The sequence below is a fragment of the Mesorhizobium sp. WSM4841 genome, from assembly GCF_055811515.1.
The window spans coordinates 100,275-124,589 of the sequence record NZ_JBVVQC010000017.1 but is presented as its reverse complement, the minus strand read 5'-3'; the positions used below and the strand labels follow the sequence as shown (position 1 = coordinate 124,589).

Sequence of the window (24,315 nt, the reverse complement as noted above, 5' to 3'; positions counted from 1 at the left end):
GGGGCTGCCGCACGGTATCGTCAAACGCTATTTCTTCAAGCTCGCTTCGATCAGCAGGTCGGCGTTGCGGGCTACAGACTTCGCCGGTCCGCCGGCACCGAACAGCTGGCCGCTGATATAGGCGCCCTCGATCAGAAGCAGCAGCCCGTCGCCCAGCGTATCGGCGTCGCCGGCACCCATTGCCGCCGCCATGGCGCGCAGGCGCCGTCGCAATTCCTGCTTGTTGGCCTCGCTCACCAGGCGGGCCGGATGGCCGTGCTCGGGATATTCGACGGCCGCATTGGTCATGCCGCAGCCGCGATAGTCTGGCTTTTGCGTGCGCTTGCCGATGCGGGTCAGGAAGGCGGCGATCTGCGCGCGCGGATCGCCGGGATGGGCAGCCACCGCCGCGTCGAAGCGATCCCAGAACTCCAGGTCGTACTGCCGCAGATAGGAGGCGGCCAATTCGTCCTTGGAGGGAAAGCTGCGATAGAGGCTGGGCTTGGTGACGCCGGCGCGCCGCACGATCTCGTCGACGCCGATCGCCCTGATGCCTTGCCGGTAGAACAGGTCGCGGGCAACGCGAAGGATTTTTTCGCCGGCGCGGGGCGGGGCTACTTCATCCGCTTTGATCGCTGGTTCAATGCTTTTGATTCTCGACACGGTGTTGCCTGCTTGACAATGTTACCGATCGGTACGTATACCTCGGTGCAATAGCAACGTACTGGTCAGTAACATGATAGTCCAATCCCGCCCGTTTGGCCAGCGCTACGCTTTTGTCGTGGTCGCCGTCATTTTCCTCTGCCTGCTGATCGCGGCGGGCCTGCGGTCGGCGCCGGCCGTCATGATGCTGCCGCTGGAGGAGAGTTTTGGCTGGCGGCGCGATGTCGTCTCGCTCGCCGCGGCAATCGGCATCTTCCTCTACGGCCTGACCGGACCGTTTGCCGCGGCACTGATGGAGCGGATCGGGCTGCGCCGCACGCTGCTGGCATCGCTGGTGGTGATGTCGGGTTCGACGGCGCTCAGCCTGTTGATGACCGAGCCGTGGCACCTGCTTCTCACCTGGGGCGTATTTTCCGGCGTCGGTTCGGGCGCGGTCGCCACCGTGCTCGGCGCCACCATCGTCAACCGCTGGTTCAAGACCAATCGCGGCCTGGTGATGGGACTGATGTCGGCCTCCGCCGCCACCGGCCTGCTGGTGTTCCTGCCGCTGCTCGCCGCGTTCGCCCAGTTGGGCGGCTGGAAGCCTGTCGCCATCGCCATTGCGGTCGCCACCGCCTGCCTGGTGCCGCTGGTCTGGCTGCTGGTGCCGGAACGTCCGGCTTCGATCGGCATGGTACGCTACGGTGCGGACGCCGATGACGTGCCGCCGGTTCCGCCGGCCTCGCAGGGCAATTTCCTCACGCACACGCTCAGCACGCTGCGCCGTGCCGCCGGCACGCGCGTGTTCTGGTACCTGTTCGCCACCTTCTTCATCTGCGGCTTCACCACCAACGGACTGGTCGGCACGCACCTGATCGCATTTTGCGGCGACATGGGCATCGGCCAAGTGCAAGCCGCCGGCCTGCTGTCGCTGATGGGCATCTTCGACCTGATCGGCACCACGCTGTCAGGCTGGCTCACCGACCGTTTCGATCCGCGCAAGCTGCTCGGCGTCTATTATGGCATCCGCGGCCTGTCGCTGATCTACCTGCCTTATTCCGGCTTCTCGTCGACCAGCCTGATCATCTTCGCCGTGCTCTACGGATTGGACTGGATCGCCACCGTGCCGCCGACGCTCAGGCTGTCGAACGAGGCGTTCGGCGATCGCAGCGGGCCGATCGTCTTCGGCTGGATCGTCGCCGGCCATCAGGTGGGTGCGGCGGCGGCCGCTTTCTTCGGCGGCACCATGCGTGAATTGCAGGGCAATTACGAGCTTGCCTTCCTCATCGCCGGCATGACCGCAATAGCCGCAGCCTGCATCTCGCTGTTGATCAACACCAGCCGTCCGGCCTTCGCGCCGGAAGGTCAACCGGCGTAGGCGCCCTCGTCACAGGAGAGGCGCCGTCGGCCAAACTGCCAATCTCCCCCCTTGTGGGGGAGATGCCCGGCAGGGCAGAGGGGGGCGCGAAGGATCGCTACCCTCTGGATTCTGCGTCGTACTCTGTAAAGCGTTTGCGACTCTATCTGATTTCTATCTGATTGTTGTACGTCGGCGGGACAGCGCCCCCCTCTGGCCTGCCGGCCATCTCCCCCACGAGGGGGGAGATCGGCAGCTTCGCCGTCTGCGCGACCCAGCCTTCCCTCCTGTCGATTGTAACGAAACCTTCATGGTTTCGAGATGTGCCTGAAACATTGAGGCTGGACCTTGGCGGCGCCGTTCAACGCCATCCAGGAGACAGCCATGAACAAGATTTCGATGACCCGGCGCGCCTTCGTCACGTCCGCGAGCGCCGCCAGCCTCGTCGGCGTATCGGGCCTCGCGCTTCCCTACTACTCCCGCGCCAATCAGCGGCCCGCCTTCACCCATGGCATCCAGTCGGGCGATGTCGACGCAACCAGCGGCGTGGTGTGGACCCGCACCGACCGCCCTTCGCGTGTGATGTTCGAAGTGTCGTCGACAGAAAATTTTGCCAATGCCTTGCGCCTTGCGCCGCTCGATACGTCGCCGGCCAGCGATTACACGGTAAAGCGGCTGCTCACAGACCTCGCCTCCGACCAGGACATCTTCTACCGCATGATCGCGGCCGATCTCGCCGACATCAACGCTGTCTCCGAGCCGATCGTCGGCCGCTTCCGCACGGCGCCGGCCTCGAAGCGCGATATCCGGTTCGCCTGGTCGGGCGATACCGCCGGCCAGGGCTGGGGCATCGACGACACCGGCATGAAGACCTACGCCACGATCGGCAAGCATACGCCCGACTTCTTCCTGCATTCCGGCGACACCATCTATGCCGACGGCGCGATGAAGGACGAGGTCGACCTCCCTGGTGGCGGCAAGTGGAAGAACAACGTCCTCATCGACGAAAAGCGCAAGGTTGCCGAGACGCTGGACGAGTACCGCGGCCAGTGGAAGTACAATTTGATGGACGGACATGTGCTGGGGCTCAACGCCATCTGCCCGACCTTCTACCAGTGGGACGACCACGAGGTGGTGAACAACTGGTCGGATTCGAAGGACCTGAGCGCCGACGACCGCTACTCGGAAAAAAACATCCATGTGCTGGCGGCACGCGCGGCACGCGCCTTCCACGAGATGACGACGATCCGCTACGAGCCGTCGGAACCGGGCCGCGTCTATCGCAAGATCGCCTACGGGCCGCTGCTCGAAGTGTTCTTCCTCGACATGCGTTCCTATCGCGGCGCCAACGGCCCTGGCATGCAGGATACGGTGACGCCGCAATCGCGCATTCTCGGCGAACAGCAGACGAAGTGGCTGAAGCGCGAACTGGCAACCTCCAATGCGACCTGGAAAATCATCGCCGCCGATATGCCGCTCGGTCTCGTCGTCTGGAACGACGCCACCAAGAAGGCCGGCGCCGAGGCCATCAGCAATGGCGACAATGGCCCGGCCAAGGGCCGCGAGTTGGAAATTGCCGACCTCCTTCGCTATATAAAGAATGCCGGCATCACCAACACCGTCTGGCTTACTGCCGACGTGCACTACACGGCGGCGCACTACTACAATCCTGACAAGGCGCAGTTCCAGGACTTCAATCCGTTCTGGGAATTTGTTTCCGGTCCGCTCCACGCCGGCACCTATGGACCCAATGATTTCGACATGACCTTCGGCCCGGAGCTGAAATTCATCAAGGCGCCATCCGCCGAGCAGGGGCAGAACCTGCCACCGTCGGCCGGCCTGCAGTTCTTCGGCCTCGTCGACATCGACGGCGCCACTGAACAGATGACGGTGCGGCTGATGGATCGCGACGACAATGAACTCTACAAGGTCACGCTCGACCCGGTGCAGTCGGCGTGAGGGGGACTGGGTCACCTTGTATCAAGCCTGAAGACGTCGCGCTGCCCCTCATTGCCCTGCCGGGCATTTCTCCCCGTAAACGGGGAGAAAGTGGCCCGCATCGAAGATTTCGCTAATCGCGAACGTTGCAGAAGGAGAGCCGACATTTCGCGCAGCGGGCTTCTCCCCGTTTACGGGGAGAAGGTGCCGGCAGGCGGATGAGGGGCCGCGCCGGCGTTGGCAAGACCTCAGGAAGGGTCAATCCGATCTTTTCGACAATGTGCCGAATGCAGTCCTAATCTGGATAGCAAACGGTCGGAATATTGGGCCACACAGCGCTGTCGCAGTTGGCAGCCTCCTGCCTCTGCTTGAAGGCGGCGCTGACCGGCCCGGTCACTACCGGGTCGACGCCATCCGGCGCATCGGCAAACAACTGCTCCGCCGTTCGGGTGTCGGACGGCAGGGCGGGCCGTGTTTCCTTCAACGACGCGGCCGATTGTGCCGCGCCTACCGCAAGGAGGACTGCGAAGGCAGCCCATGCGATTGGCCGGTATCTGATGCCCGTATTGCTCATGAAATTCGAACTTTCCCGACCGCGAAAGGTTCCGCTTTGGTTAATAATTCCATTTCACACCAAGACGCTTAAGATTTGGTGACCATATATTTGGTGGCACGCCTCCTCTTTCGCAATTGCGAAAAACCCTGTATGAGCCGCCCAACCGAAAGAGGCAGCGCCTTTTGGCCTGCTGCCTGCAACGCTTCCGAGACCACAACATGAAAATTCGTAACATCGCGATCATCGCGCACGTCGACCATGGAAAAACCACCCTCGTCGACCAGCTCCTGAAACAGTCCGGCTCGTTCCGCGATAACCAGCGCGTTGCCGAACGCGCCATGGATTCGAACGACCTCGAAAAGGAACGCGGCATCACCATCCTGGCCAAGGCGACCTCGGTCGACTGGAAGGACACCCGCATCAACATCGTCGACACCCCCGGCCACGCCGATTTCGGCGGTGAGGTCGAGCGCATCCTGTCGATGGTGGATTCGGCCATCGTGCTGGTCGACGCCGCCGAGGGGCCAATGCCGCAGACCAAATTCGTCGTCGGCAAGGCGCTCAAGGTCGGATTGAAGCCGATCGTCGTCATCAACAAGATCGACCGGCCGGACGCCCGCCACGTCGAGGTGGTCAACGAAGTGTTCGACCTGTTTGCAGCGCTCGACGCAACCGACGACCAGCTCGACTTCCCGATCCTTTACGGCTCGGGCCGCGACGGCTGGGTCTCGGAAAACCCCGAAGGTCCGAAGGACCAGGGCCTGTCGCCGCTGTTCGACCTCGTCATCAAACATGTGCCGGCGCCGACCGTCCATCCCGGCCCGTTCCGGATGATCGGCACCATCCTGGAAGCCAATCCGTTCCTCGGCCGCATCATCACCGGCCGCATCGAATCCGGTACGCTGAAATCCAACCAGGCGGTCAAGGTGCTGCATCATGACGGCACCCAGGTCGAAACCGGCCGCATCTCAAAGATCCTGGCTTTCCGCGGGCTCGAGCGCCAGCCGATCGACGAAGCGCAGGCGGGCGACATCGTCGCCATTGCCGGCCTGTCAAAGGGCACCGTCGCCGACACGTTCTGCGACCCGTCGGTGACCGAGCCGCTGCATGCGCAGCCGATCGATCCGCCGACCGTGACGATGTCGTTCCTCGTCAACGATAGCCCGCTGGCCGGCACTGAGGGCGACAAGGTGACCAGCCGCGTCATTCGCGACCGCCTGCTGCGCGAGGCCGAAGGCAATGTCGCGCTGAAGATCGAGGAATCGCCTGATAAGGACTCGTTCTTCGTCTCCGGCCGCGGCGAATTGCAGCTTGCCGTGCTGATCGAGACGATGCGCCGCGAAGGGTTCGAGATCGCCGTGTCGCGTCCGCGCGTCGTCATGCAGCAGGGCGACAATGGCGAGTTGCTGGAGCCGGTCGAGGAAGTCGTTATCGACGTCGACGAGGAGCATGCAGGCGTCGTCGTGCAGAAGATGTCGGAGCGCAAGGCCGAGATGGTCGAGTTGCGCCCGTCAGGCGGCAACCGCCAGCGCATCGTCTTCCACGCGCCGACGCGCGGCCTGATCGGCTATCAGTCGGAACTGCTGACCGACACGCGCGGCACCGCTGTCATGAACCGGCTGTTCCATGCCTACGAACCTTACAAGGGTGAACTGCCGGGCCGCACCAATGGCGTGCTGATCTCCAACGAACAGGGTGAATCAGTGGCTTATGCCATGTGGAACCTGGAAGATCGCGGTCCGATGGTCATCGATCCAGGCGTCAAGGTCTATCAGGGCATGATCATCGGCATCCATTCACGCGACAACGACCTCGAAGTGAACGTGCTGAAGGGCAAGAAGCTGACCAACATCCGCGCCGCCGGCAAGGATGAGGCGGTGAAGCTGACGCCGCCGATCCGCATGACGCTGGAACGCGCGCTGGCCTGGATCCAGGACGACGAGCTGGTCGAGGTGACGCCGAAGACCATTCGCCTGCGCAAGCTCTACCTCGACCCGAACGAGCGCAAGCGTTTTGAGAAGTCGGCGAAAGTGGTCGGCGCGGCGTAAGCCACTTTTTCTCAGCGATTATGAGGGAGGGAGCACGCGCGTGCTCCCTCCCTTTTAGTTTACCCGCCGGCAGCCGAGATAATGGCGTCCCGGTCGGATTCGCCGGCCAGATCGACGCGGATCACCGTTCCCGTTCGAGCCGGCTTGCGCAGTACCTTGGCGCCGTCCTGACCAACGACCAGTGATCGCTTCTCTTCCCAGGCCTGAAGCCGCGATCGCGAGATGCCGAGTTGGCTGGCGAGCAACCGGTCGAGCCGCAACGCTGTCGGCACCTCGAGCCCGAGCTGGAGCTCGAGAGCGGTGATGTTTTCCGGCCTGTCGCCGAGCATCTCCTTGTGGACGGCGGTTTCGGGAAATTCCTCGACGCGTCCGATCCTGCTTCGCAGTGCGACAACATCGAAGGCATGGCGCCGCGCCAGGGCCGGGTCGTTGTTTTCGAGCGCCTGCAGCAGCGCCGGCTCGATCTCGCGGCGATTGCACCGCTCCAGAATGCCGAAATTCCAGGAATTGTCGCACCCGATGCAGCGGTAGATCAGCCACGCGTCGATGCGTTTGCCGTTGGCGTTGACGCGGAATTTCCCGCTGCTGTGGTACGCCTTCAGGCCGCCACAGCGATTGCAGTTGTTGTGAGGTCGAGGTGGGGTTTTGGGTGCGATCGTCCAGCGCATACGCAGTATCGAAGACATGCGAAAAGGCCTTCCCGTCGGGAAGTTCGTCAGATCGGCGATGTCGAGATGCCCATGCGGGCACGGCGTGGCGAGAGGCTGCGGTGGTCGGAAATCAGGTGTCGCGGGTGACTGCGCGCGACAGCGGTTCAGCAGTGCCAAACCGGTCTCGAACCGCCACCCTGAGGAACACATGATATGAAACAGGCGTCGCGAAAAGCGGCGCCATGCATTGTGTCGGGGGAGTTGACGAGACCGGCGGTTACGTAGGCAAAGTGAAGCTCGAAATTGTGTCGGGGCGGAAATTCTAACCGCGAGGTGTCGAGCCGGCAAGCCTCTTCCTTGATCGGTGCTACCGCCGGTGGGACGCTTGCGCTACAATCGAGCGATCAACGTCCCAAGCAAAGATCCCGGTCATGCACTTCACCTCGCTTCTGATCTTCGCCGCCGCCCTTTTCGTCGCCGCCGGCTCGCCCGGCCCCTCGATTGCCGCTCTGGTGGCGCGGGTCATCGCAAAGGGCTTTCGCGATGTGTTCCCGTTCCTGCTCGCCATGTGGATCGGCGAGGGCATCTGGCTGTCACTGGCGGTGTTCGGGCTGGCGGTGGTGGCGCAGACCTTCCATCTCGCCTTCGTCGTACTGAAATGGGTCGGCGTCGCTTATCTCGCCTACCTCGCCTGGAAGATGTGGACGGCCCCGGTCGAGGCGCGCGAGGGTGAGATGCCGCGCGAAGAGTCGGCCGTTAAACTGTTCTTTGCCGGCATGGCGATGACGCTCGGCAATCCCAAGATCATGATGTTCTACCTGGCGCTGCTGCCGACCATCATCGACCTCGCTTCGGTGACGGTCGTCGGCTGGATCGAGCTGACGCTGACCATGGCCGTGGTTCTGGTCGCCATCGATCTCGCCTGGGTGCTTGCGGCAGCGCAGGCGCGAAAACTGCTGAAGAGCAAGCGGGCAATGAAGATCGCCAACCGCGTCAGCGCCGGCACCATGGCCGGCGCCGCTGCGGCGATCGCGGCGCGGTCCTGAGCGTCACATCATCTCGATGATCGGCGCGATCTCGACGCTGAAACCCGGGTCCGTCAGGATAGGACAATCCTTGGCCTTGGCGACGGCATCGTCGATGTCTTTCGCTTCGATGATTGTGTAACCGGCGGTCGGATTGCTGCCGCCATTGTTCTCGACCTTGCCGCCGGGCAGGACGGTCTTCGACATGCCGACCGGATTGCCGCCGTCGACTACGGCCGAGCCAAGCTTGCCGTACCAGCCGTTCCAGGCATCCATCGCTGCCTTCCGTTCGGCCTCATCGGTCGGCATCTTGCCCGAGCCGTGATACACATAGAGAAATTTCGCCATGTTCTCCTCCGTTGATCAGCGGCGTCGAACCTGCATGCGGTCACGCCGCAGGGCGATCATCGGACCAAACCGGCAAACAAGCAACGAGAATGCGCAATAGCTAATATAAGATTCGGTTGGGCCGCACCTCACCGCGCCATCGCGTGGTATTCATCGTTCGGCCGCATGTCGACCGCCGCCGCCACCCGGTTCGACATGTTGAAGAAGGCGGCGGTCGAGGCGATGTCCCAGATGTCACGATCGGAAAAGCCGGCCTCACGCAGCGTTGCACGGTCGGCCTCGACGATTTTCGCCGGCTGCTCGGTCAGCTTCACCGCGAATTCGAGCATCGCCTTCTGTCTCGCGGAAAGGTCGGCGGCGCGGAAATTCATCGCCATCATCTCGCCGAAGGCCGGGCTCCCGGAAAGCTGGCGCACCGCCGCGCCGTGGGCGGCGAGGCAATAGTAGCAATGGTTGACGGAGGAGACGGCCACCGCGATCATCTCGCGCTCCAGCTTCGACAGGCCGGATTGGCCCAGCATCAGATCGTTGTACATGTCGGTGAAGGCGCGCAGCTTCGTCTCGTCGAAGGCGTAGGCCAAAAGCACATTTGGGACGAGGCCGAGCTTCTCCTCGCATTTGGCGAAATAGGCTTTCGTCGCTTCGCTCAGTTCCGCAGGCGCGAGGTCAAGTGCGATGATTTTGTCTTTCATGGCGGATTTTCTCCTCATTTTCGGTGACCCACCGGCGAATCCCGACATTTCGTCGCAAGCGGTCAAACCTTTGTCGCCAAATATCGGTCATCTGCTACCATAGTCGCAAAACATATGACGGGAGGTATTAGCGACATGGCCGGCCTGAAATCTGCAAGCCAGTTGAAAAAGATAAGCACGGCCAAGGGCAGCGAGAAACCCGGCAGGCTTGCCGATTACCTGCTGGCCCGTGCGCCGGCCGAAGATGTCGCCGCCTATGACGTCGCCGACCTCGAACGCGCCGCCGATCTCGCCGGACGCGCCGTCGCCAGGCACAGGAAGGGCGATTGCCTCGTTGCCATAGAGGTCGATTCCGGTGTCGTCCGCCAGGGCAGGCCGATGACGGTGATCACCGTCGTCAACGACAACATGCCGTTCCTGTTCGATTCCATCCTCGGCGAGATCACCGAGAGCGCCGGCGAACCGCTGCTGGTTACCCACCCGGTCATCGTCGTCAGGCACGGCAAGAGCGGCGTCGACGAAATCCTCGGCGATGGCGGCTTTGCCAAGGGCGATCACAGTCATGAGCGGCTGAGCGTCATCCACGTCCATATCGCGCGTCTTTCGGCCGATCAGGCCGAGGCATTGGCCGAGCGGCTGAAAAAAATATTGGGCCAGGTGCGCGCCGCGGTCACCGATTGGAAGCCGATGCTGGCCCGCCTCGACCAGGCGATCTCGGAGTTCCGCTACGCCCCGGTGCCGCTCGACAAGGCCCACGTCACCGACGCGATCGCCTTCCTCGAATGGCTGCGCGACGACAATTTCACCTTCCTTGGCATGCGCGAGTTCAAATACACCGGCGGCGAGAAGAGCGGCACGCTGGAGCGCACCGAAAAGCCCGGCCTCGGCATCCTCTCCGATCCCGACGTGCTGGTGTTGCGGCGCGGCACCGAAGCGGTGACAACGACGCCGGAAATCCGCGCCTTCCTGCACGGGCCGGAACCGCTGATCGTCACCAAGGCCAATGCCAAATCGTCGGTGCACCGCCGCATCTATCTCGATTACATCGGCGTCAAGACCTACACCGCCAAGGGCGTGCTTGCCGGCGAACTGCGCATCGTCGGCCTGTTCACCTCGACCGCCTACACGCGCTCGGTGATGAAGATCCCTTATCTCAGGTCGAAAGCCGAAACCATCATCGCCAAATCCGGTTTCAACCCTGAAGATCACTCCGGCAAGGCACTGATCAACGTGCTGGAGAGCTATCCGCGCGACGAGCTGTTCCAGGTTCCGGTGCCGATCCTGCGCAAGCACGCCGAAGCCATTCTGGGGCTGATCGAGCGGCCGCGCGTCAGAGCGCTGGTGCGCGCCGATCAGTTCGACCGCTTCGTCTCGATCCTCGTCTTCGTGCCGCGCGACCGTTATGACAGCGTCGTACGCGAGAAGGTCGGCACCTATCTGAAGACGGTGTTCCAAGGCCGGCTGTCGGCCTACTACCCCGCCTTTCCGGAAGGCGGGCTGGCGCGCGTCCATTTCATCATCGGCCGTTCCGGCGGCAGGACGCCGAAGGTCGACCAGGCGACGATCGAGGCAGCGATCCGCGCCATCGTGCGGACCTGGGACGACATTCTGCGCGAGACCGCGGCCGAGACCGGCGCCGATGCGGCGCTCACGGCGATCGCCTTGCGCTTCTCGGGAAGCTATCGCGACAGCTTCTCGCCGGCGGAGGCGTTGGCCGATGCCGGGCGCATCGCCAGGATCAGCGCAGCCAATCCGATCGCCATCGACTACTACCGTCACGCCAACCAGGAACCGCATCAGGCGGCGCTGAAGATCTACCACCACGGCAGCCCGGTGGCGCTGTCGCGACGGGTTCCGGTGCTGGAGAACATCGGTTTCCAGGTTATCAGCGAGCGCACCTTCGAGGTTGGGGACGAGGCTTCCGGCATGGTCTTTATCCACGACATGGAGCTCGAAAACAGCTATGGCAAGCCGATCGACCTTGGCGACCGCGGCGCGCTGTTCGAGGACGCGTTCCTTTGCGTCTGGCGCGGCGACATCGACAATGACGGCTATAACGGCCTTGCCCAGACCGCCGGCCTGTGGTCGAGCGAGGTCATCATCCTGCGCGCCTATGGCCGCTATCTGCAGCAGGCCGGGATCCCGCAGAGCCAGGATTTCATTGCCGCCGCACTCAACCGCTATCCGGAGATCGCGCGTGGCCTGCATGAGCTGTTCGTCGCCCGCCTCGGGCCGATGGCGGAGACGGAAGGGTTAGTCGCGGCCAAGCACCTCAAGGCCAAGATCAGGGATGCGTTGGAAGAGGTTCCCAACATCGATGACGACACCATCATCCGTCGCTACCTCAACCTGATCGAGGCCTCGCTACGCACCAATCATTTCGTTGCCGATACGAAGGAGAAGGGCCAGTCGCTTGCGATCAAGCTCGACTCGCAGGCGGTCGACGGCCTGCCGGCGCCGCGGCCGTGGCGGGAGATCTTCGTCTATGGTTCCGAGGTCGAGGGCGTGCATCTGCGCTTCGGCCCGGTCGCCCGCGGCGGCCTGCGTTGGTCGGACCGCGCCCAGGACTACCGCACTGAGGTGCTCGGCCTGGTCAAGGCGCAGCAGGTCAAGAATGCGGTAATCGTGCCGGTTGGCGCCAAGGGCGGTTTTTATCCGAAGAAGCTGCCGATGGGCGCCGGGCGCGACGCCATGTTCGAAGCCGGCGCGTCCGCCTACAAGAACTACGTCTCCAGCCTGTTGTCGATCACCGACAATATCGGCCTGGACGGCGTCATCCCGCCAGCCGGCGTGGTGCGGCGCGACCAGGACGATCCCTATTTCGTCGTCGCCGCCGACAAAGGTACGGCGACCTTCTCCGACACCGCCAATGCCATCAGCGAGAAACATGGCTTCTGGCTCGACGACGCCTTCGCCAGCGGCGGCTCGGCCGGCTACGACCATAAGAAGATGGGCATCACCGCCAAGGGCGCCTGGGAAGCGGTCAAGCGGCATTTCCGCGAGATGAACCGCGATATCCAGACCGCGCCCTTCACCGTCGTCGGCGTCGGCGACATGTCGGGCGACGTGTTCGGCAACGGCATGCTGCTGTCCGAGCAGACCCGGCTGATCGCCGCCTTCGACCATCGCGACATCTTCATCGATCCCGCCCCCGACATGGCCGCTTCGATGGCCGAGCGCCGGCGTGTGTTCGCCCTCGCCCGTTCGAGCTGGCAGGACTACGACAAGACAAAACTGTCCGAAGGCGGCGTCATCGTCTCGCGCAGCCAGAAGTCGATCACGCTGCCGCCGGCCGCAGCGGCGGCGATTGGCCTCGGCAAGACGACCGCCTCGCCGGTCGAGATCATGAGCGCCATCCTCAAGGCGCCGGTCGACCTTTTGTGGTTCGGCGGCATCGGCACGTATCTGAGGGCATCGACAGAAACCAACCAGGATGTCGGCGATCGCGCCAACGATGCTGTTCGGGTGACCGCGCTCGAAGTGCGCGCCAAGGTCATCGGCGAAGGCGCCAATCTCGGCGTGACGCAGCGGGCGCGCATCGAGTTCGGGCTGAATGGCGGCCGCTGCAATTCCGACGCCATCGACAATTCGGGCGGCGTGAACTGCTCGGACGTCGAGGTCAACATCAAGATCGCGCTGGCTTCCGCCATGCGCAAGGGGGCGCTGACCCGCCCAGCGCGCAACAAGCTTCTTGCCGAGATGACCGACGAGGTGAGCGCGCTGGTGCTGTCCAACAATTACGAGCAGACGCTGGCGCTGTCCCTGGCCCGCAAGCGCGGCCTTGCCGACATCGCCCATCAGAGCCGTTTCATGGCCGCGCTCGAGGCGCGCGGTCTGCTCGATCGCAATGTCGAAGCTCTGCCGTCGCCGGCAGCCCTTGCGGAGCGCGAGGCGCGCGGCGAGCCGTTGACCAGGGCCGAACTCGGCGTGCTGTTGGCCTATGCCAAGATCGTGCTGTTTTCCGACATCGTCGCCAGCGACGTGCCGGACGATCCGCATTTCGACCGTGACCTGATGGGCTATTTTCCGGACCGTATGGCGAAGAAATACGCGGCCGAGATCCATGGTCATCGCCTGCGCCGCGAAATCATCGCCCGTGTCGTCGCCAACGATCTGGTCAATCGCGGCGGCCCATCCTTCGTCAACAGGCTGCAGGAAGCGACCGGCCGCAGCACGGCCGACGTGGTCCGGACCTTCGCCGTGGTGCGCGACGGCTTCGGCTTGCCGGCGCTCTATCGCCAGATCGACGCGCTGGACAACCAGATCGACGGACAGGTGCAGCTCGATCTTTATCAGGCCATTAGCCGGCTTACCTATGTGGCCAGCGGCTGGTATCTCAAAAACGATACCAGCACCGCTCCGCTCGGCCAACGGATCGCCGAGTTGCAGGACGCGCGCAAGGCTCTGGAGCCGAAGCTGATTTCGCTGCTGCCGGCCTTCTCGCGCGAGCGGATCGAGGAACGGCGGCATGGTCTGGCCAAGGGCGGCGCGCCAGAAAGCCTGGCCGAACGGCTGGCGCTGACCGATGTGGCAGGCGTCGTCCCCGACATCGCGCTGACGGCCCGAACCGCGAATGCCGACATCGTCGTCGCCGCGAAGGCGTTTTTCGCGGTCAGCGATGCCTTCCGCATTCCTCGCGTCGAGGACGCGGCGCGCTCGATCGCGCCGTCCGACTACTATGATCAATTGGCGCTTTCCCGCGCCACCGATACAATCGGCGCAGCCAGGCGCGGCATCGCGGTGGCGGCGCTCATCGGCCATGCCGAGGCGGCGGACCCGGTGGCGGCGTGGCTGGAGGCCGGCGGCGAGAGGGTCGGGCGCATCCGCGAGCGGCTGCAGGCGCTGACCGAGGGCGGCGACATCACCGTGTCGCGGCTGTCGGTGGCATCGGGGCTGATCAGCGACCTGACAGCGCTGTGAGAAGTCTTCCACATCGCGCGGGATTGCCGGGAAGAACTGCGCTATAGAGCGGAGCGGTGCCCCACTTCGGGGCGCCGTTCGTGGGAGGGCACATGGCCGAGGTAGCAGTGCAGCGAGCGCCGGAACGCGGCATCTGGGGATGGATGCTGTTCGACTGGGCAGCGCAGCCGTTCTTCACGGTCATCACCACCTTCATCTTCGGGCCTTACTTCGCTTCGCGCATGGTTCTGGATCCGGCTGCCATGCAAGCTGCCCAGACAGCCGGTCCAGCCGCAGTTGAAACTTACGTCGAATCCCAGCACCTACTTGGCCAGACGGTCTGGGGTTGGAGCATCGCCGCAGCGGGACTGGTCATTGCCGTTTTGTCGCCCATACTCGGCTCGATCGCAGATCAGACTGGCCCGCGAAAGCCGTGGATCGCGTTCTTTGCTGCGATCAAGATCACCAGTCTTTGTTTGCTCTGGTTTGCCGCCCCCGGCTCGAGTCTTTTCCTGGTCGCGATGCTCTTTTCACTGGCGTCGGTTGCAGCGGAATTCTCGACAGTGTTCAACGATTCGATGATGCCGCGCCTGGTGCCGAAGAGCGAGATTGGAAGGATCTCGAACATCGCTTGGGGTCTCGGCTATCTCGGCGGCATGATCGCGCTGATCTTCGTCGTTGCCGTCATGGCCGGCTCGCCGGAAACCGGCAAGACGATCATCGGTCTCGACCCGATCTTCGGTCTCGACCCGATGCTCGGCGAGGACGCTCGGGCGACCGGGCCGCTGTCGGCTGGCTGGTACTTGCTGTTTATCCTGCCAATGTTCTTCTTCACCCCGGATGCCGTCAAAGGCATTCCGATCGGGCCAGCGGTGCGCGAGGGGCTGTCGGAGCTGAAGTCGACACTGGCCGAAGTGCGCCAGCGCAGCGGCATCTTCCGCTTCCTGGTCGCCCGCATGATCTACCAGGACGGCGTCAACGCGCTGCTTGCGCTTGGAGGGCTTTTCGCGGCAGGGATGTTCGCTTGGTCGATCACCGAGATCGGCCTATTCGGCATCATCCTCAACGTCGTCGCCATCGTCGGCTGCTGGATCGCCGCCCGTCTCGACACGGCGCTCGGCTCCAAGGCGGTGGTGATGATTTCGCTGGTGATGCTGTCTATCGCGACAATCGGCATTGTCTCGACCGGACCGGGTTTCACGCTGCTCGGGATGCTACAGCTCTCCACCGCCGATTCGGGCGGCCTGTTCGGCACGGCGGCGGAAAAGGCCTATATTTTCTACGGATTGCTGATCGGCCTTGCCTTCGGGCCAGTACAAGCCTCGTCCCGCTCCTATATGGCGCGCAGCGTCACTGCGGCCGAATCGGGTCGCTATTTCGGCATCTACGCACTGGCCGGACGGGCAACCAGCTTCCTCGCGCCGTTTTTGGTATCGACCATAGGTTGGGTCAGCGGCTCGCAACGGCTTGGCATGGCGGTTATCGTGCTGTTCCTCGGCGTCGGCCTGGCGATCCTGGTCCGCACGCCGTATCCGGCGGATAACCGGCCGGCGGAGTAGGGCTCTTGCCTTCTCCCCTTGTGGGAGGAGGTGGATCGGCGCGTAGCGCCGAGACGGATGAGGGGGTGTTGGAAGAAGCAAGACGTGAAAACATCAAGGGATTTGAAGCGCTTACGTCTTCATCGAAGCGATCCTGCCAACACCCTTCATCCGACCGAGCTTCGCTCGACCACCTTCGCCCACAGGGGGAGAAGGGAAGAAGCGCTCAATGCCGGAAATGCCTCACGCCGGTAAACACCATGGCGATGCCGTGGGCGTCGGCGGCGGCGATGACATCGTCGTCGCGCATCGAGCCGCCCGGCTGGATGACGGCGGTAGCACCGGCTTCGATCGCAGACAAAAGCCCGTCGGCGAACGGGAAAAAGGCATCCGAGGCGACGACAGAATTTTTGGTCAGCGGCTCGGCCAGCCCGGCAGCTTCAGCCGCGTCGAGCGCCTTGCGCGCGGCGATGCGCGAGGAATCGACCCGGCTCATCTGGCCGGCACCGATGCCGACGGTGGCACCATCTCTGACATAGACGATGGCGTTCGACTTGACATGCTTTGCGATGCGGAAGGCGAATTTGAGATCGGCCATTTCAGCCGGCGTCGGCGCCCGCTTCGTCACGACCTTGAGTTCCAGGTCGTCGACCACCGCGTTGTCGCGGCCCTGGACGAGCAACCCGCCGGAAACGGATTTCACGGTGGAGCCGGCCGTGCGCGGATTGGGCAGGCCGCCGGTGACAAGCAAGCGCAGATTCTTCTTGGCGGCGACGATGCGGATAGCTTCTTCCGAGGCGCCCGGCGCGATGATGACCTCGGTGAAGGTTTTGACGATCTCTTCGGCGGCCTCGGCATCGAGGGTACGGTTCATCGCGACAATGCCGCCGAAAGCCGAGACCGGGTCGCAGGCAAGCGCCTTGACGTAGGCCGCCTTCAGCGAAGCGCCCTCGGCGACGCCGCACGGGTTGGCGTGCTTGATGATGGCCACAGCGGCAGAGCGGGCCGGATCGAATTCACCGACGAGTTCGAAGGCGGCGTCGGTGTCGTTGATGTTGTTGTAGGAAAGCTGCTTGCCCTGAAGCTGGCGCGCCGTCGCAACGCCCGGCCGCCTGTCGCCATCGACGTAGAAGCCGGCGCTCTGGTGCGGGTTCTCGCCGTAGCGCATCACCTGGTCCAGCCTGCCGCCGAAGGCGCGCCAGGTCGGATGCTCGATCTCCAGCGCTTCGGCGAACCAGCCGGAAATCGCCGCATCATAGGTGGCGGTGCGGGCGAAGGCCTTGGCCGCCAGCTTCTTGCGGAAATCCAGCGAGAGCGAGCCGAAATTCATCTCAAGCGCGTTGAGCACCGAGGCATAGTCCTCGGGATCGGTGACGATGGCGACATAGGCGTGGTTCTTGGCGGCGGCGCGGATCATCGCCGGGCCGCCTATATCGATGTTCTCGACGATCGAGGCGTAAGCGGCGCCGGAGCGGCGGACATCCTCGAAAGGGTAGAGATTGGAGACGACGAGATCGATCGGCTCAATACCATGATCGCGCATCGCTGCGGCGTGTTCGGGATCGTCGCGCACGCCAAGCAGCGCGCCATGCACGGACGGATGCAGCGTCTTGACGCGGCCGTCCATGATCTCTGGAAAGCCGGTAAGATCGGAGACATCGCGCACGACCATGCCCGCCTCAGCGATCGCCTTTGCCGTGCCGCCGGTGGAGACCAGCTCGACACCGGCCGCGGCCAGCGCCCTGGCGAAATCGATGAGCCCGGTCTTGTCGAAAACGGAAAGCAGCGCGCGACGAACGAGAACGAGGTCGGGCGCGGGAATGTTCTTGGCGGCGACGGCCATGGGCTGGCGGCCTTTCACGGCTGGTTGGGACAGTGTCCGCGCGCCGTAGCACATGAGGCCTGGAAATCAAACTGCGAGGCTAATCGCAATCTCAGCTTTTTGCGAGCTGACGGGCGATGACCGTTCGCGTCAGTTGCCAATGGACTTCGGAAACCTCCGCCGCCCTAAAGGCCAGCACGATCTGCCGGCTGCGGCGCGGGCCGCCCAAACCGGCGAAGTAGATGGATTCCTCGACCTCGGGCGCCACCTCGGTGCAGGTGAATACCCATGTGTCGGCCTGTTCGGCGGTCAGCACCAGGCGGCCGTGCTCGTCCTGGAGCAGGCCTATGGCGGGATGGATGTGGAAGCGCACCGTGACGAAATCGCGGCCGTTGTTGCGGATCGCAGCATTGCCCGGCCGCAGAAAGCGATCCCTGCCGGCGAGCACATTGCCGTTCGTCGACAATTTCAGCTCGCGCTCATGCAGCAGGCCGAAGCGCACGACATAGCCGTCGTGGCGAGCCAGGAAACCCTGGCTACCTGGCTGGTCGGTGCGCTTGCAAGGCACATGCTGCGGGCCGCCGATCAACGGCGTGCCGAGCAGATCGTTGACGCGCAGCGAATGGCTGAAACGCGCCGACGAGGTGTCGTTGAGGGTGGCGGTCGAGTGGGCGGCCGTGGCGCGGGCAAGCGGCCGGAATTCGGCGGCGCCATAGGTGTCGACGCCGGCATTGACGACGTAATGCTGGCGGCCGGAGGACAATTCGAAAGCCAGGCATCCGGCGTGCGCCGCGTTGGAAACGTCGATTGGGGGCGGCGGGCCGGTATCGGCGATCACGGTGACGCCGCCCATTGAGAGGCGCTCGTAGCCTGAATGCGGCGCGTGCAGTAAAGGCGCGCCGGCGGTGTCGTCGTGGCGCAGAATGGTGGCAATGCGGTCGTGGATGGTCGCGCCCATGCCATTGAAGCGGGCGAGGCTGCCGTCCTGGTGGCGAAAGAAACGCAGCGCCGGCAGCATACGGTCGATGGCGCCCATCAGCGCCGCCGGCGGAGTTTCGGCTTGATTGGCATAGGTCTGGCGCAGCGGCAGAAGGTCGGCGAGGATTTCAAGAACGGTTATCGGATTGCGGGAAACATGGCCGCCATCCGGCAGAATCTGGCGATCGAGCTCATCGGCGAGGCTGCGGGTCGCACCGCGCAGCGCCGATGCCGGCGCCGGCAGCGACAGAGCGGCAAAGGCGAGCGCGATGCGGGCGCGCAGCCTGTCCTTGCCGTCCGGCATCTCGCGTGCCATCGCCCTGAGATAGCGGATCTGCATGGCAAGCGATTTCAGGAAGGCCCGGTAGAAGGGAAATTCAGCGCCCTGCAGCACCACCGAGGAATGCTGCAGCCAGGCAATGACGCGCTTGGCCGTCGTGCCAGGCTCCCAGGCGACACCGGCAATATTGCTGCCATGCATGGCGATCCAGTCGGAGACCAGCGCCCGCGCATTGGCGGCGGCAAGCTCGGTGCCGGCGGCGCGCATGTGGCGCAACCAGCGAAAGCCGTGCAGCGTCTTTTGCCAGCCGGGATTGGGCACGGCGATCTGGAAGGGCGACTTGCCGCCGGTCTCGACCATATGTCCCGACAGCGGATAGCGGCCATAGTAGATCTCGAGCGCAATCTGCGGGTCGGCCAGGCGCAGGTCTGGCGGAGCGATCAACACGCGTTCCGGCGTTCGGCCGGAGTAGCGCCAGCGATAGAGCGGCCCGGCACGCAGGCGCCGGCGCGTCTTGCGCCAGAACTCCTTCGCGACAAGCGTCCATAGACGCGTCGTGCTGCCGGCAGCGATCGCCAAAAGCCCTCTCATACCCCTCAACCCGAAGACAAGTTATATGATTCAAGAACTTATGCGAAGGCGAATTCCACGGAGACCTTGGAGTTCGGCCTGTTTTCCGCAGGATTCTCCCTAAAATAGTCTTCAAATTCTCAGCGTTAGCCGGCTCTGCGCATCCGGGCGGCGAAGAAGCCGTCCAGGCCGGACATTTCCGGTGAGTCGAGCTCCAGATCGGCGGGCGTGGTGCGGAGCGTGCCTTGCGGCGTCAGGAACGGATCGATGCCGGCGATCTCGCCCGGGCGGAGCGGATCGTCGACGATATCAGCCGTCCCGGCTAGGAAGGCGCTGTGAAGCGCCTCGCCTTCGAGCGGGTCGAGCGAACAGTTGGAAAAGACGATGCGGCCGCCGGGCCTGACCAGGGTGACAGCGCGGGCGAGCAGCCTCCGCTGAAGATCGGCGAGTTTGTCGACGTCGGCAGTTGTCTTCGTCCAGGGCACGTCGGGATGCCGCCGCACCGTGCCGGTCGAAGAGCAGGGTGCATCGAGGAGGACGGCGTCGAACGGTTGTTCCGGCTCGTATTTGAGCAGATCGGCCTGGACGATCTCTGCGGACAGGCCAAGCCGTTCGAGATTCTGCGACAGCCGCGCCAACCGGTTCTTCGAGGAATCAATCGCGGTGACCGTGGCGCCGCCGAGAATGAGCTGAGCGGTCTTGCCGCCAGGGGCGGCACAGAGATCGGCGACGCGCAAACCCCTGATGTCGCCGAAGAGCCGGGCCGGAAGGCTGGCGGCGGCATCCTGAACCCACCAGGCGCCGTCCTCGAAGCCGGGCAGTTCGGTGACGGAGGCGCTGAGCTTTTCCACGCGCACGGTGCCGGTCGGCAGCACGATGCCGCCGAGCCGCTCGGCCCACAGCGCGGGATCGGACTTGACAGTGAAGTCGACCGGCGCCTCGTACCGATGAGCGGCGAGGATTTGCCTGGCCTTGTCGACGCCATAGGCGGCTTTCAGCCGGTCGGAAAACCATTTCGGCGCTTCGTCGGTGGCAGCAAGTGCCGCAGCCAGCTCGGCCTGCTTGGACCGCGCCAGCGTGCGCAGCACGCCGTTGACGAGACTGGAGAAGCGCACCGTGCGCGGATCGGACTTGGCGTGGGTCACGGCAAGGTCGACGGCGGCGCTGTCGGGAATATCGAGGAACAGGATCTGCGCCGCCGCCACATGCAGAATATGCGAAAGCGCTGTGGCATTGGGCGGCAGCGGCTTTTCCAGGCGGCGGGCCAGCAGCCCTGATATGGTCATGCGGAAGCGCAGCGCGGTGACCAGTATGGCGCGCACCAGCGCCCGGTCGCGCAGGTCGAGCGCCTTGTAATGCGGATGGCCGTTCTCGTGGTCGGTCAGCCCATCAAGCGGCGTTTTGGCATCGATGACGGCGGCGAGCAGCCGGGCAGCCGCCTTGCGCGCGGCGAGACCGGCAACGGGCTCGCCGGGGCTCACTGCATTGTTTTCGTGATCGCCTGAAATTCGGTGCCGGCGTTTCGCTTCGCTCACGACCACGGACCCTTGGGTCCGGTCGGATTGCGGCCCCAAGGATTTGGCTTCGGCGGGGCCGGTTGCGCCAGCGGCTGCTCAGGCTGCTGTGTTGCCTTCTCCCACGGGCCCGATGGCGATTGTTCGTCGGCCTGTCGTGGGCGCGACACTGGGGTCGCGTCGGATGAGCCGCCACCGACCATATCCCGCGCCATCGCCTGCAAGGCCGCGATACGGTTGTCGGTGTTCGGGTGGGTGGAAAACAGACTGTCCATGCGCTCGCCGGAAAGAGGATTGATGATGAAGAGGTGGGCGGTCGCCGGATTGCGCTCTGCATCCGGGTTGCGGATGCGTTCGGCGCCACGGGCGATTTTGTCAAGCGCCGAGGCAAGCCAAAGCGGCTGTCCACAGATCTCGGCGCCGCGCCGGTCGGCCTCGTATTCGCGGGTTCGGCTGATCGCCATCTGCACGATCATCGCGGCGAACGGCGCCACGATCATCGCCACCAGCACGCCGATAATGCCGAGGGAATTGTTGTTGTCGCGGTTGCCGCCGAAAAAGAAGGCGAAATTGCCGAGCATCGAGATCGCGCCGGCAAGCGTGGCGACGATCGTCATGGTCAGCGTGTCGCGGTGCTGCACATGGGCGAGCTCGTGCGCCATCACCGCGGCGACCTCCTCATGCGACAGTTGCTGCAGCAGCCCGGTGGTGGCGGCGACCGCGGCATTCTGCGGGTTTCGGCCGGTGGCGAAGGCGTTGGGCTGCGGGTTGTCGATCAGATAGGTTTTCGGCATCGGCAGGCCGGCCTGACTGGCGAGGCTCTGCACGATGGCGTAATATTCCGGGGCGTTCCTTTCGTCGACCTCGACGGCGCGGTTCATCGACAGCACCATCTTGTCGGCGTTCCAATAGCTGAACAGGTTCATGCCGGCGGCAATCAGCAAGGCGATCATCATGCCGCCCGATCCGCCGATCAGATAACCGACGCCCATGAACAGCGCGGTCATCGCGGCCAAAAGCATGGCGGTGCGAAGTGTGTTCATCGTCTGCTCCCGTTTCTGCCGGCCCTGCGTAAAAGGGGTCGATCCCTATCGGCTCATCGCTATATGATGGGAAACATGCGGCCCTGTTTCAATTGGGGCCGGTTTCAATCCGCCGGGAATATCGCATGATCGACGAAACCAGTAGAACAGGCGAAACCAGCAATACAAACGCCGGCTCCGGTCACGGCGCGCCGCAAAAAACGCTGACGCCGGCAGCCCGCCGCGCTTTGGCGGAAGCGGAAGCCCGGCGCGAACACTATCGCCAGCAGGAAGCCGCGATGCTCCGGGAGATCGGCGGCCGTGGCGGCAAGGAGCCCGGCCGCTATGGCGACTGGGAAGTGAAGGGCCTGACCAGCGATTTCTAAGGCACGACCGGATACCGGAGGGTCAGCAGACCTCGGCGGCACGCTCCGGCTGGATGGCGATCCAGCCGCGGTCGTCGATAGCGATGCCGATCGCGTCATAACCGGCGATCGCGGCGTGCGGCGTTTGCAACGGATCCTGGTGGGTGGCGCTGATCACCACGACCGTGGCGCCTGCGGCCTCGGCCGCCGATATTCCGGCGGGCGCATCTTCGAAAACGAGGCAGTCGCGCGCGTCGACGCCCAGCCGCGCGGCCGCCAGCCGGAAGCAATCCGGCGCCGGCTTGCCACGCGAAACATCCTCCGCCGCGACAAGGATGGCCGGAAGCGGGATGCCGGCGGCGGCGATGCGCAGGAGAGCCAGCTCGCGCGGCGCCGAAGTGACGATGGCCCAGCGCTCGGGCGGCAGCGACGCCAGAAACGCCGCGGCGCCTGCGATCGGAAGGATGCCGTCGATATCGGCCGCCTCGGCCTGCAGAAGTGCATCGGCTTCGCGCATCGGGTCGACGCCTGGGAGCGCCAGCCGGGCGATGGTTTCGATCGCCCGCACGCCGTGGATCGTCGGCAGGAATGCGGCAACGTCGAGATCTTGCCGGCGTGCCCAATCTGCCCAGACCCTTTCTGCCGCGGCAATCGAATTGACCACCGTGCCGTCCATGTCGAATAGGAAGGCTGCGAATTTTTTGCCTGCGAACATCTGCTATCCCGGTTGTTTTCGGAGGGGCCAAAGCCTGTCGATCGACCGTAACGTCGCGTCGGCTGCATGGGAAGGCGCGAGATCGCCTTTTCGACATTACCAGGGAACCACGGCGAGCCGTCTCGCGTTAACGTAACTGTTTTCCATGAAGCTCAGAAAAGGGGGAACCGCGATGCTGATTCGGCTCGGCTACGAAATCGCCATCGACTGTGCTGAAGCCACCCCGGTGATTTCGCTGCTCGAGATTCACAGGGAGCGCCAGGCCGACATCAAGCGGCAGACGCGCGTGCTGACCTCGCCTTCCGTCCCAACCAGGCTCTATCACGATCTTTACGGTAACACCTGCCGTCGCTTCACGGCGCCTGGCGGCAGCTTTCGCATTCTTTACGACGCCGTCGTCGAGGACAGCGGCGAGACCGACGAGGTCAACACGCTGGCCGGGGAAGTGCCGGTGGCGGAGTTGCCCGACGATGTGCTCTGCTATCTGCTCGGCAGTCGCTATTGCGAGACCGATCATCTCGGTGACCTGGCCTGGCAGGTTTTCGGCCCTGTTCCATCCGGCTGGGCGCGGGTGCAGGCGATCGTCGACTATGTCCACAACCGTCTGTCGTTCGGTTACGGCTATGCGCGCCCAACCCGCACGGCGGCGCAGGCGCATGAGGAGCGCGTCGGCGTCTGCCGCGACTTCGCTCATCTGGCGATCACGCTCTGCCGCTGCATGAACATCCCCGCCCGTTACGTGAACGGTTATCTCGGCGACATCGGCGTACCGGTCGACCCGGCACCGATGGATTTTTCGGCGTGGCTGGAAGTGTTCCTCGACGGCAAATGGTACACTTTCGATCCCCGCCATAACATGCCAAGGATCGGCCGCGTCGTCATCGCGCGCGGTCGCGACGCGACCGACGTGCCGCTGCTGCACAGTTTCGGCCCGCACCGGCTCAGCCTATTCAAGGTCTGGACCTACGAGCAGGAAAGCAATCTGTTCAACCCGCCCCATCGCGGCGTCGATAGGACCGCCCGCGCGCGGATGCTGGCATAAGCTCAGGCGCGAACGGCATGCGCCGCCGTTGCGATCATCCGGGCCGTGCTACGGATCTGTTGCGCCTGATCCGCGTCGGCACAGAACCCCTGTGCCGGATCGGGATCGAGTTCTTGTGCTCCACGGCAGGCGGCGGGATCGTGGTAAGCGCTTCGTAAACGAAACTGCCGCAGCGGCTTGTCGTTTACCGGCTGTTCACCTTGCCGCATTTCGAAACCAAGCAGAAACAACGGTTTGACAATGAGCGGTAGCTGTTGGTCGCTTCGCAGCGCCATCCGGCCGGAATCCTGCAATGCGCCTTCACACGGCTTTGAGGCCGTGGCGAATGGAGGCGG

At 64.0% G+C, this 24,315-nt stretch carries 19 protein-coding genes; 8 read left to right on the top strand and 11 right to left on the bottom strand.

Annotated features, from left to right (window positions below):
• Nucleotides 1-27: 27 nt before the first annotated feature.
• Entirely contained in the window at nucleotides 28-633 is a 606-nt protein-coding gene (locus AC0L14_RS20605; protein ID WP_473486378.1) for a TetR/AcrR family transcriptional regulator, read from the bottom strand.
• Between the two features lie 82 nt (nucleotides 634-715).
• On the opposite strand from AC0L14_RS20605, the gene AC0L14_RS20600 reads away from it, so the two are divergent.
• Complete coding sequence (locus AC0L14_RS20600; RefSeq protein WP_473486220.1) at nucleotides 716-1,999, top strand: MFS transporter; 1,284 nt, start codon at nucleotides 716-718, stop codon at nucleotides 1,997-1,999.
• 363 nt (nucleotides 2,000-2,362) lie between these two features.
• On the top strand, nucleotides 2,363-3,937 hold the full coding sequence (locus tag AC0L14_RS20595) for an alkaline phosphatase D family protein (RefSeq protein ID WP_473750559.1): 1,575 nt from the start codon (nucleotides 2,363-2,365) through the stop codon (nucleotides 3,935-3,937).
• A gap of 274 nt (nucleotides 3,938-4,211) precedes the next feature.
• Here AC0L14_RS20595 and AC0L14_RS20590 read toward each other — a convergent pair whose 3' ends face one another.
• Nucleotides 4,212-4,490: a hypothetical protein gene (locus tag AC0L14_RS20590; protein WP_473750558.1), complete on the bottom strand. Its 279-nt coding sequence runs from the start codon at nucleotides 4,488-4,490 to the stop codon at nucleotides 4,212-4,214.
• Between the two features lie 200 nt (nucleotides 4,491-4,690).
• On the opposite strand from AC0L14_RS20590, the gene typA reads away from it, so the two are divergent.
• Nucleotides 4,691-6,520, top strand: a complete 1,830-nt coding sequence (gene typA, locus AC0L14_RS20585) for a translational GTPase TypA (protein WP_473486222.1) — start codon at nucleotides 4,691-4,693, stop codon at nucleotides 6,518-6,520.
• A 59-nt stretch (nucleotides 6,521-6,579) separates the two neighbouring features.
• Here the strand turns inward: typA and AC0L14_RS20580 are convergent, their stop codons facing one another.
• Complete coding sequence (locus AC0L14_RS20580) at nucleotides 6,580-7,206, bottom strand: DUF1062 domain-containing protein (RefSeq protein ID WP_473525785.1); 627 nt, start codon at nucleotides 7,204-7,206, stop codon at nucleotides 6,580-6,582.
• Nucleotides 7,207-7,601: 395 nt separating this feature from the next.
• Here AC0L14_RS20580 and AC0L14_RS20575 point away from each other — a divergent pair, with 395 nt between their 5' ends.
• Entirely contained in the window at nucleotides 7,602-8,216 is a 615-nt protein-coding gene (locus AC0L14_RS20575) for a LysE family translocator (protein WP_473525784.1), read from the top strand.
• A gap of 3 nt (nucleotides 8,217-8,219) precedes the next feature.
• Here AC0L14_RS20575 and AC0L14_RS20570 read toward each other — a convergent pair whose 3' ends face one another.
• Complete coding sequence (locus AC0L14_RS20570; RefSeq protein ID WP_473486224.1) at nucleotides 8,220-8,543, bottom strand: YciI family protein; 324 nt, start codon at nucleotides 8,541-8,543, stop codon at nucleotides 8,220-8,222.
• 128 nt (nucleotides 8,544-8,671) lie between these two features.
• The gene (locus AC0L14_RS20565) at nucleotides 8,672-9,235 is read right to left on the bottom strand and encodes a peroxidase-related enzyme (RefSeq protein WP_473525783.1); all 564 of its coding nucleotides are present in this window, start codon (nucleotides 9,233-9,235) and stop codon (nucleotides 8,672-8,674) included.
• A gap of 135 nt (nucleotides 9,236-9,370) precedes the next feature.
• Between AC0L14_RS20565 and AC0L14_RS20560 the strand changes: the two genes are divergently transcribed.
• Together AC0L14_RS20560 and AC0L14_RS20555 are read left to right on the top strand one after the other, a co-directional pair.
• A complete protein-coding gene (locus tag AC0L14_RS20560; RefSeq protein WP_473750557.1) occupies nucleotides 9,371-14,155 on the top strand; it encodes an NAD-glutamate dehydrogenase in 4,785 nt (1,594 codons plus the stop codon).
• Between the two features lie 92 nt (nucleotides 14,156-14,247).
• Nucleotides 14,248-15,693 carry an MFS transporter gene (locus AC0L14_RS20555; protein ID WP_473525781.1) on the top strand — a complete coding sequence of 482 codons (1,446 nt, stop codon included), beginning with the start codon at nucleotides 14,248-14,250 and terminating at the stop codon, nucleotides 15,691-15,693.
• A 205-nt stretch (nucleotides 15,694-15,898) separates the two neighbouring features.
• Here the strand turns inward: AC0L14_RS20555 and purH are convergent, their stop codons facing one another.
• The 4 genes from purH to htpX form a co-directional block, all read right to left on the bottom strand.
• Nucleotides 15,899-17,515 carry a bifunctional phosphoribosylaminoimidazolecarboxamide formyltransferase/IMP cyclohydrolase gene (gene purH / locus AC0L14_RS20550; RefSeq protein WP_473750555.1) on the bottom strand — a complete coding sequence of 539 codons (1,617 nt, stop codon included), beginning with the start codon at nucleotides 17,513-17,515 and terminating at the stop codon, nucleotides 15,899-15,901.
• Nucleotides 17,516-17,606: 91 nt separating this feature from the next.
• Entirely contained in the window at nucleotides 17,607-19,331 is a 1,725-nt protein-coding gene (locus AC0L14_RS20545) for a heparinase II/III family protein (RefSeq protein WP_473750554.1), read from the bottom strand.
• A gap of 137 nt (nucleotides 19,332-19,468) precedes the next feature.
• Nucleotides 19,469-20,863 carry an RsmB/NOP family class I SAM-dependent RNA methyltransferase gene (locus tag AC0L14_RS20540; RefSeq protein WP_473750553.1) on the bottom strand — a complete coding sequence of 465 codons (1,395 nt, stop codon included), beginning with the start codon at nucleotides 20,861-20,863 and terminating at the stop codon, nucleotides 19,469-19,471.
• Complete coding sequence (gene htpX, locus AC0L14_RS20535; protein WP_473750552.1) at nucleotides 20,854-21,879, bottom strand: zinc metalloprotease HtpX; 1,026 nt, start codon at nucleotides 21,877-21,879, stop codon at nucleotides 20,854-20,856. Before htpX ends, AC0L14_RS20540 begins: the two co-directional genes overlap by 10 nt.
• Nucleotides 21,880-22,004: 125 nt before the next feature.
• On the opposite strand from htpX, the gene AC0L14_RS20530 reads away from it, so the two are divergent.
• Entirely contained in the window at nucleotides 22,005-22,244 is a 240-nt protein-coding gene (locus AC0L14_RS20530; protein ID WP_473750551.1) for a DUF1674 domain-containing protein, read from the top strand.
• Nucleotides 22,245-22,266: 22 nt separating this feature from the next.
• Here AC0L14_RS20530 and AC0L14_RS20525 read toward each other — a convergent pair whose 3' ends face one another.
• The gene (locus AC0L14_RS20525; protein WP_473750550.1) at nucleotides 22,267-22,938 is read right to left on the bottom strand and encodes an HAD-IA family hydrolase; all 672 of its coding nucleotides are present in this window, start codon (nucleotides 22,936-22,938) and stop codon (nucleotides 22,267-22,269) included.
• A gap of 172 nt (nucleotides 22,939-23,110) precedes the next feature.
• On the opposite strand from AC0L14_RS20525, the gene AC0L14_RS20520 reads away from it, so the two are divergent.
• Nucleotides 23,111-23,980, top strand: coding sequence for a transglutaminase-like domain-containing protein (locus AC0L14_RS20520; protein ID WP_473750549.1), 870 nt, complete (start codon nucleotides 23,111-23,113; stop codon nucleotides 23,978-23,980).
• 2 nt (nucleotides 23,981-23,982) lie between these two features.
• On the opposite strand, the gene AC0L14_RS20515 is transcribed toward AC0L14_RS20520, so the two are convergent.
• Nucleotides 23,983-24,255 (bottom strand): hypothetical protein, encoded by a 273-nt coding sequence (locus tag AC0L14_RS20515; protein ID WP_473750548.1) that lies wholly within the window; start codon nucleotides 24,253-24,255, stop codon nucleotides 23,983-23,985.
• Between the last annotated feature and the right edge of the window lie 60 nt (nucleotides 24,256-24,315).

Excerpts from the sequence above, each read along its gene's own strand:
- AC0L14_RS20600 (WP_473486220.1), top strand. The coding sequence starts at position 716 with ATGATAGTCCAATCCCGCCCGTTTGGCCAGCGCTACGCTTTTGTCGTG.
- AC0L14_RS20595 (WP_473750559.1), top strand. The coding sequence starts at position 2,363 with ATGAACAAGATTTCGATGACCCGGCGCGCCTTCGTCACGTCCGCGAGC.
- AC0L14_RS20590 (WP_473750558.1), bottom strand. The coding sequence starts at position 4,490 with ATGAGCAATACGGGCATCAGATACCGGCCAATCGCATGGGCTGCCTTC.
- typA (WP_473486222.1), top strand. The coding sequence starts at position 4,691 with ATGAAAATTCGTAACATCGCGATCATCGCGCACGTCGACCATGGAAAA.
- AC0L14_RS20580 (WP_473525785.1), bottom strand. The coding sequence starts at position 7,206 with ATGTCTTCGATACTGCGTATGCGCTGGACGATCGCACCCAAAACCCCA.
- AC0L14_RS20575 (WP_473525784.1), top strand. The coding sequence starts at position 7,602 with ATGCACTTCACCTCGCTTCTGATCTTCGCCGCCGCCCTTTTCGTCGCC.
- AC0L14_RS20570 (WP_473486224.1), bottom strand. The coding sequence starts at position 8,543 with ATGGCGAAATTTCTCTATGTGTATCACGGCTCGGGCAAGATGCCGACC.
- AC0L14_RS20565 (WP_473525783.1), bottom strand. The coding sequence starts at position 9,235 with ATGAAAGACAAAATCATCGCACTTGACCTCGCGCCTGCGGAACTGAGC.
- AC0L14_RS20560 (WP_473750557.1), top strand. The coding sequence starts at position 9,371 with ATGGCCGGCCTGAAATCTGCAAGCCAGTTGAAAAAGATAAGCACGGCC.
- AC0L14_RS20555 (WP_473525781.1), top strand. The coding sequence starts at position 14,248 with ATGGCCGAGGTAGCAGTGCAGCGAGCGCCGGAACGCGGCATCTGGGGA.
- purH (WP_473750555.1), bottom strand. The coding sequence starts at position 17,515 with ATGGCCGTCGCCGCCAAGAACATTCCCGCGCCCGACCTCGTTCTCGTT.
- htpX (WP_473750552.1), bottom strand. The coding sequence starts at position 21,879 with ATGAACACACTTCGCACCGCCATGCTTTTGGCCGCGATGACCGCGCTG.
- AC0L14_RS20530 (WP_473750551.1), top strand. The coding sequence starts at position 22,005 with ATGATCGACGAAACCAGTAGAACAGGCGAAACCAGCAATACAAACGCC.
- AC0L14_RS20525 (WP_473750550.1), bottom strand. The coding sequence starts at position 22,938 with ATGTTCGCAGGCAAAAAATTCGCAGCCTTCCTATTCGACATGGACGGC.
- AC0L14_RS20520 (WP_473750549.1), top strand. The coding sequence starts at position 23,111 with ATGCTGATTCGGCTCGGCTACGAAATCGCCATCGACTGTGCTGAAGCC.
- AC0L14_RS20515 (WP_473750548.1), bottom strand. The coding sequence starts at position 24,255 with ATGGCGCTGCGAAGCGACCAACAGCTACCGCTCATTGTCAAACCGTTG.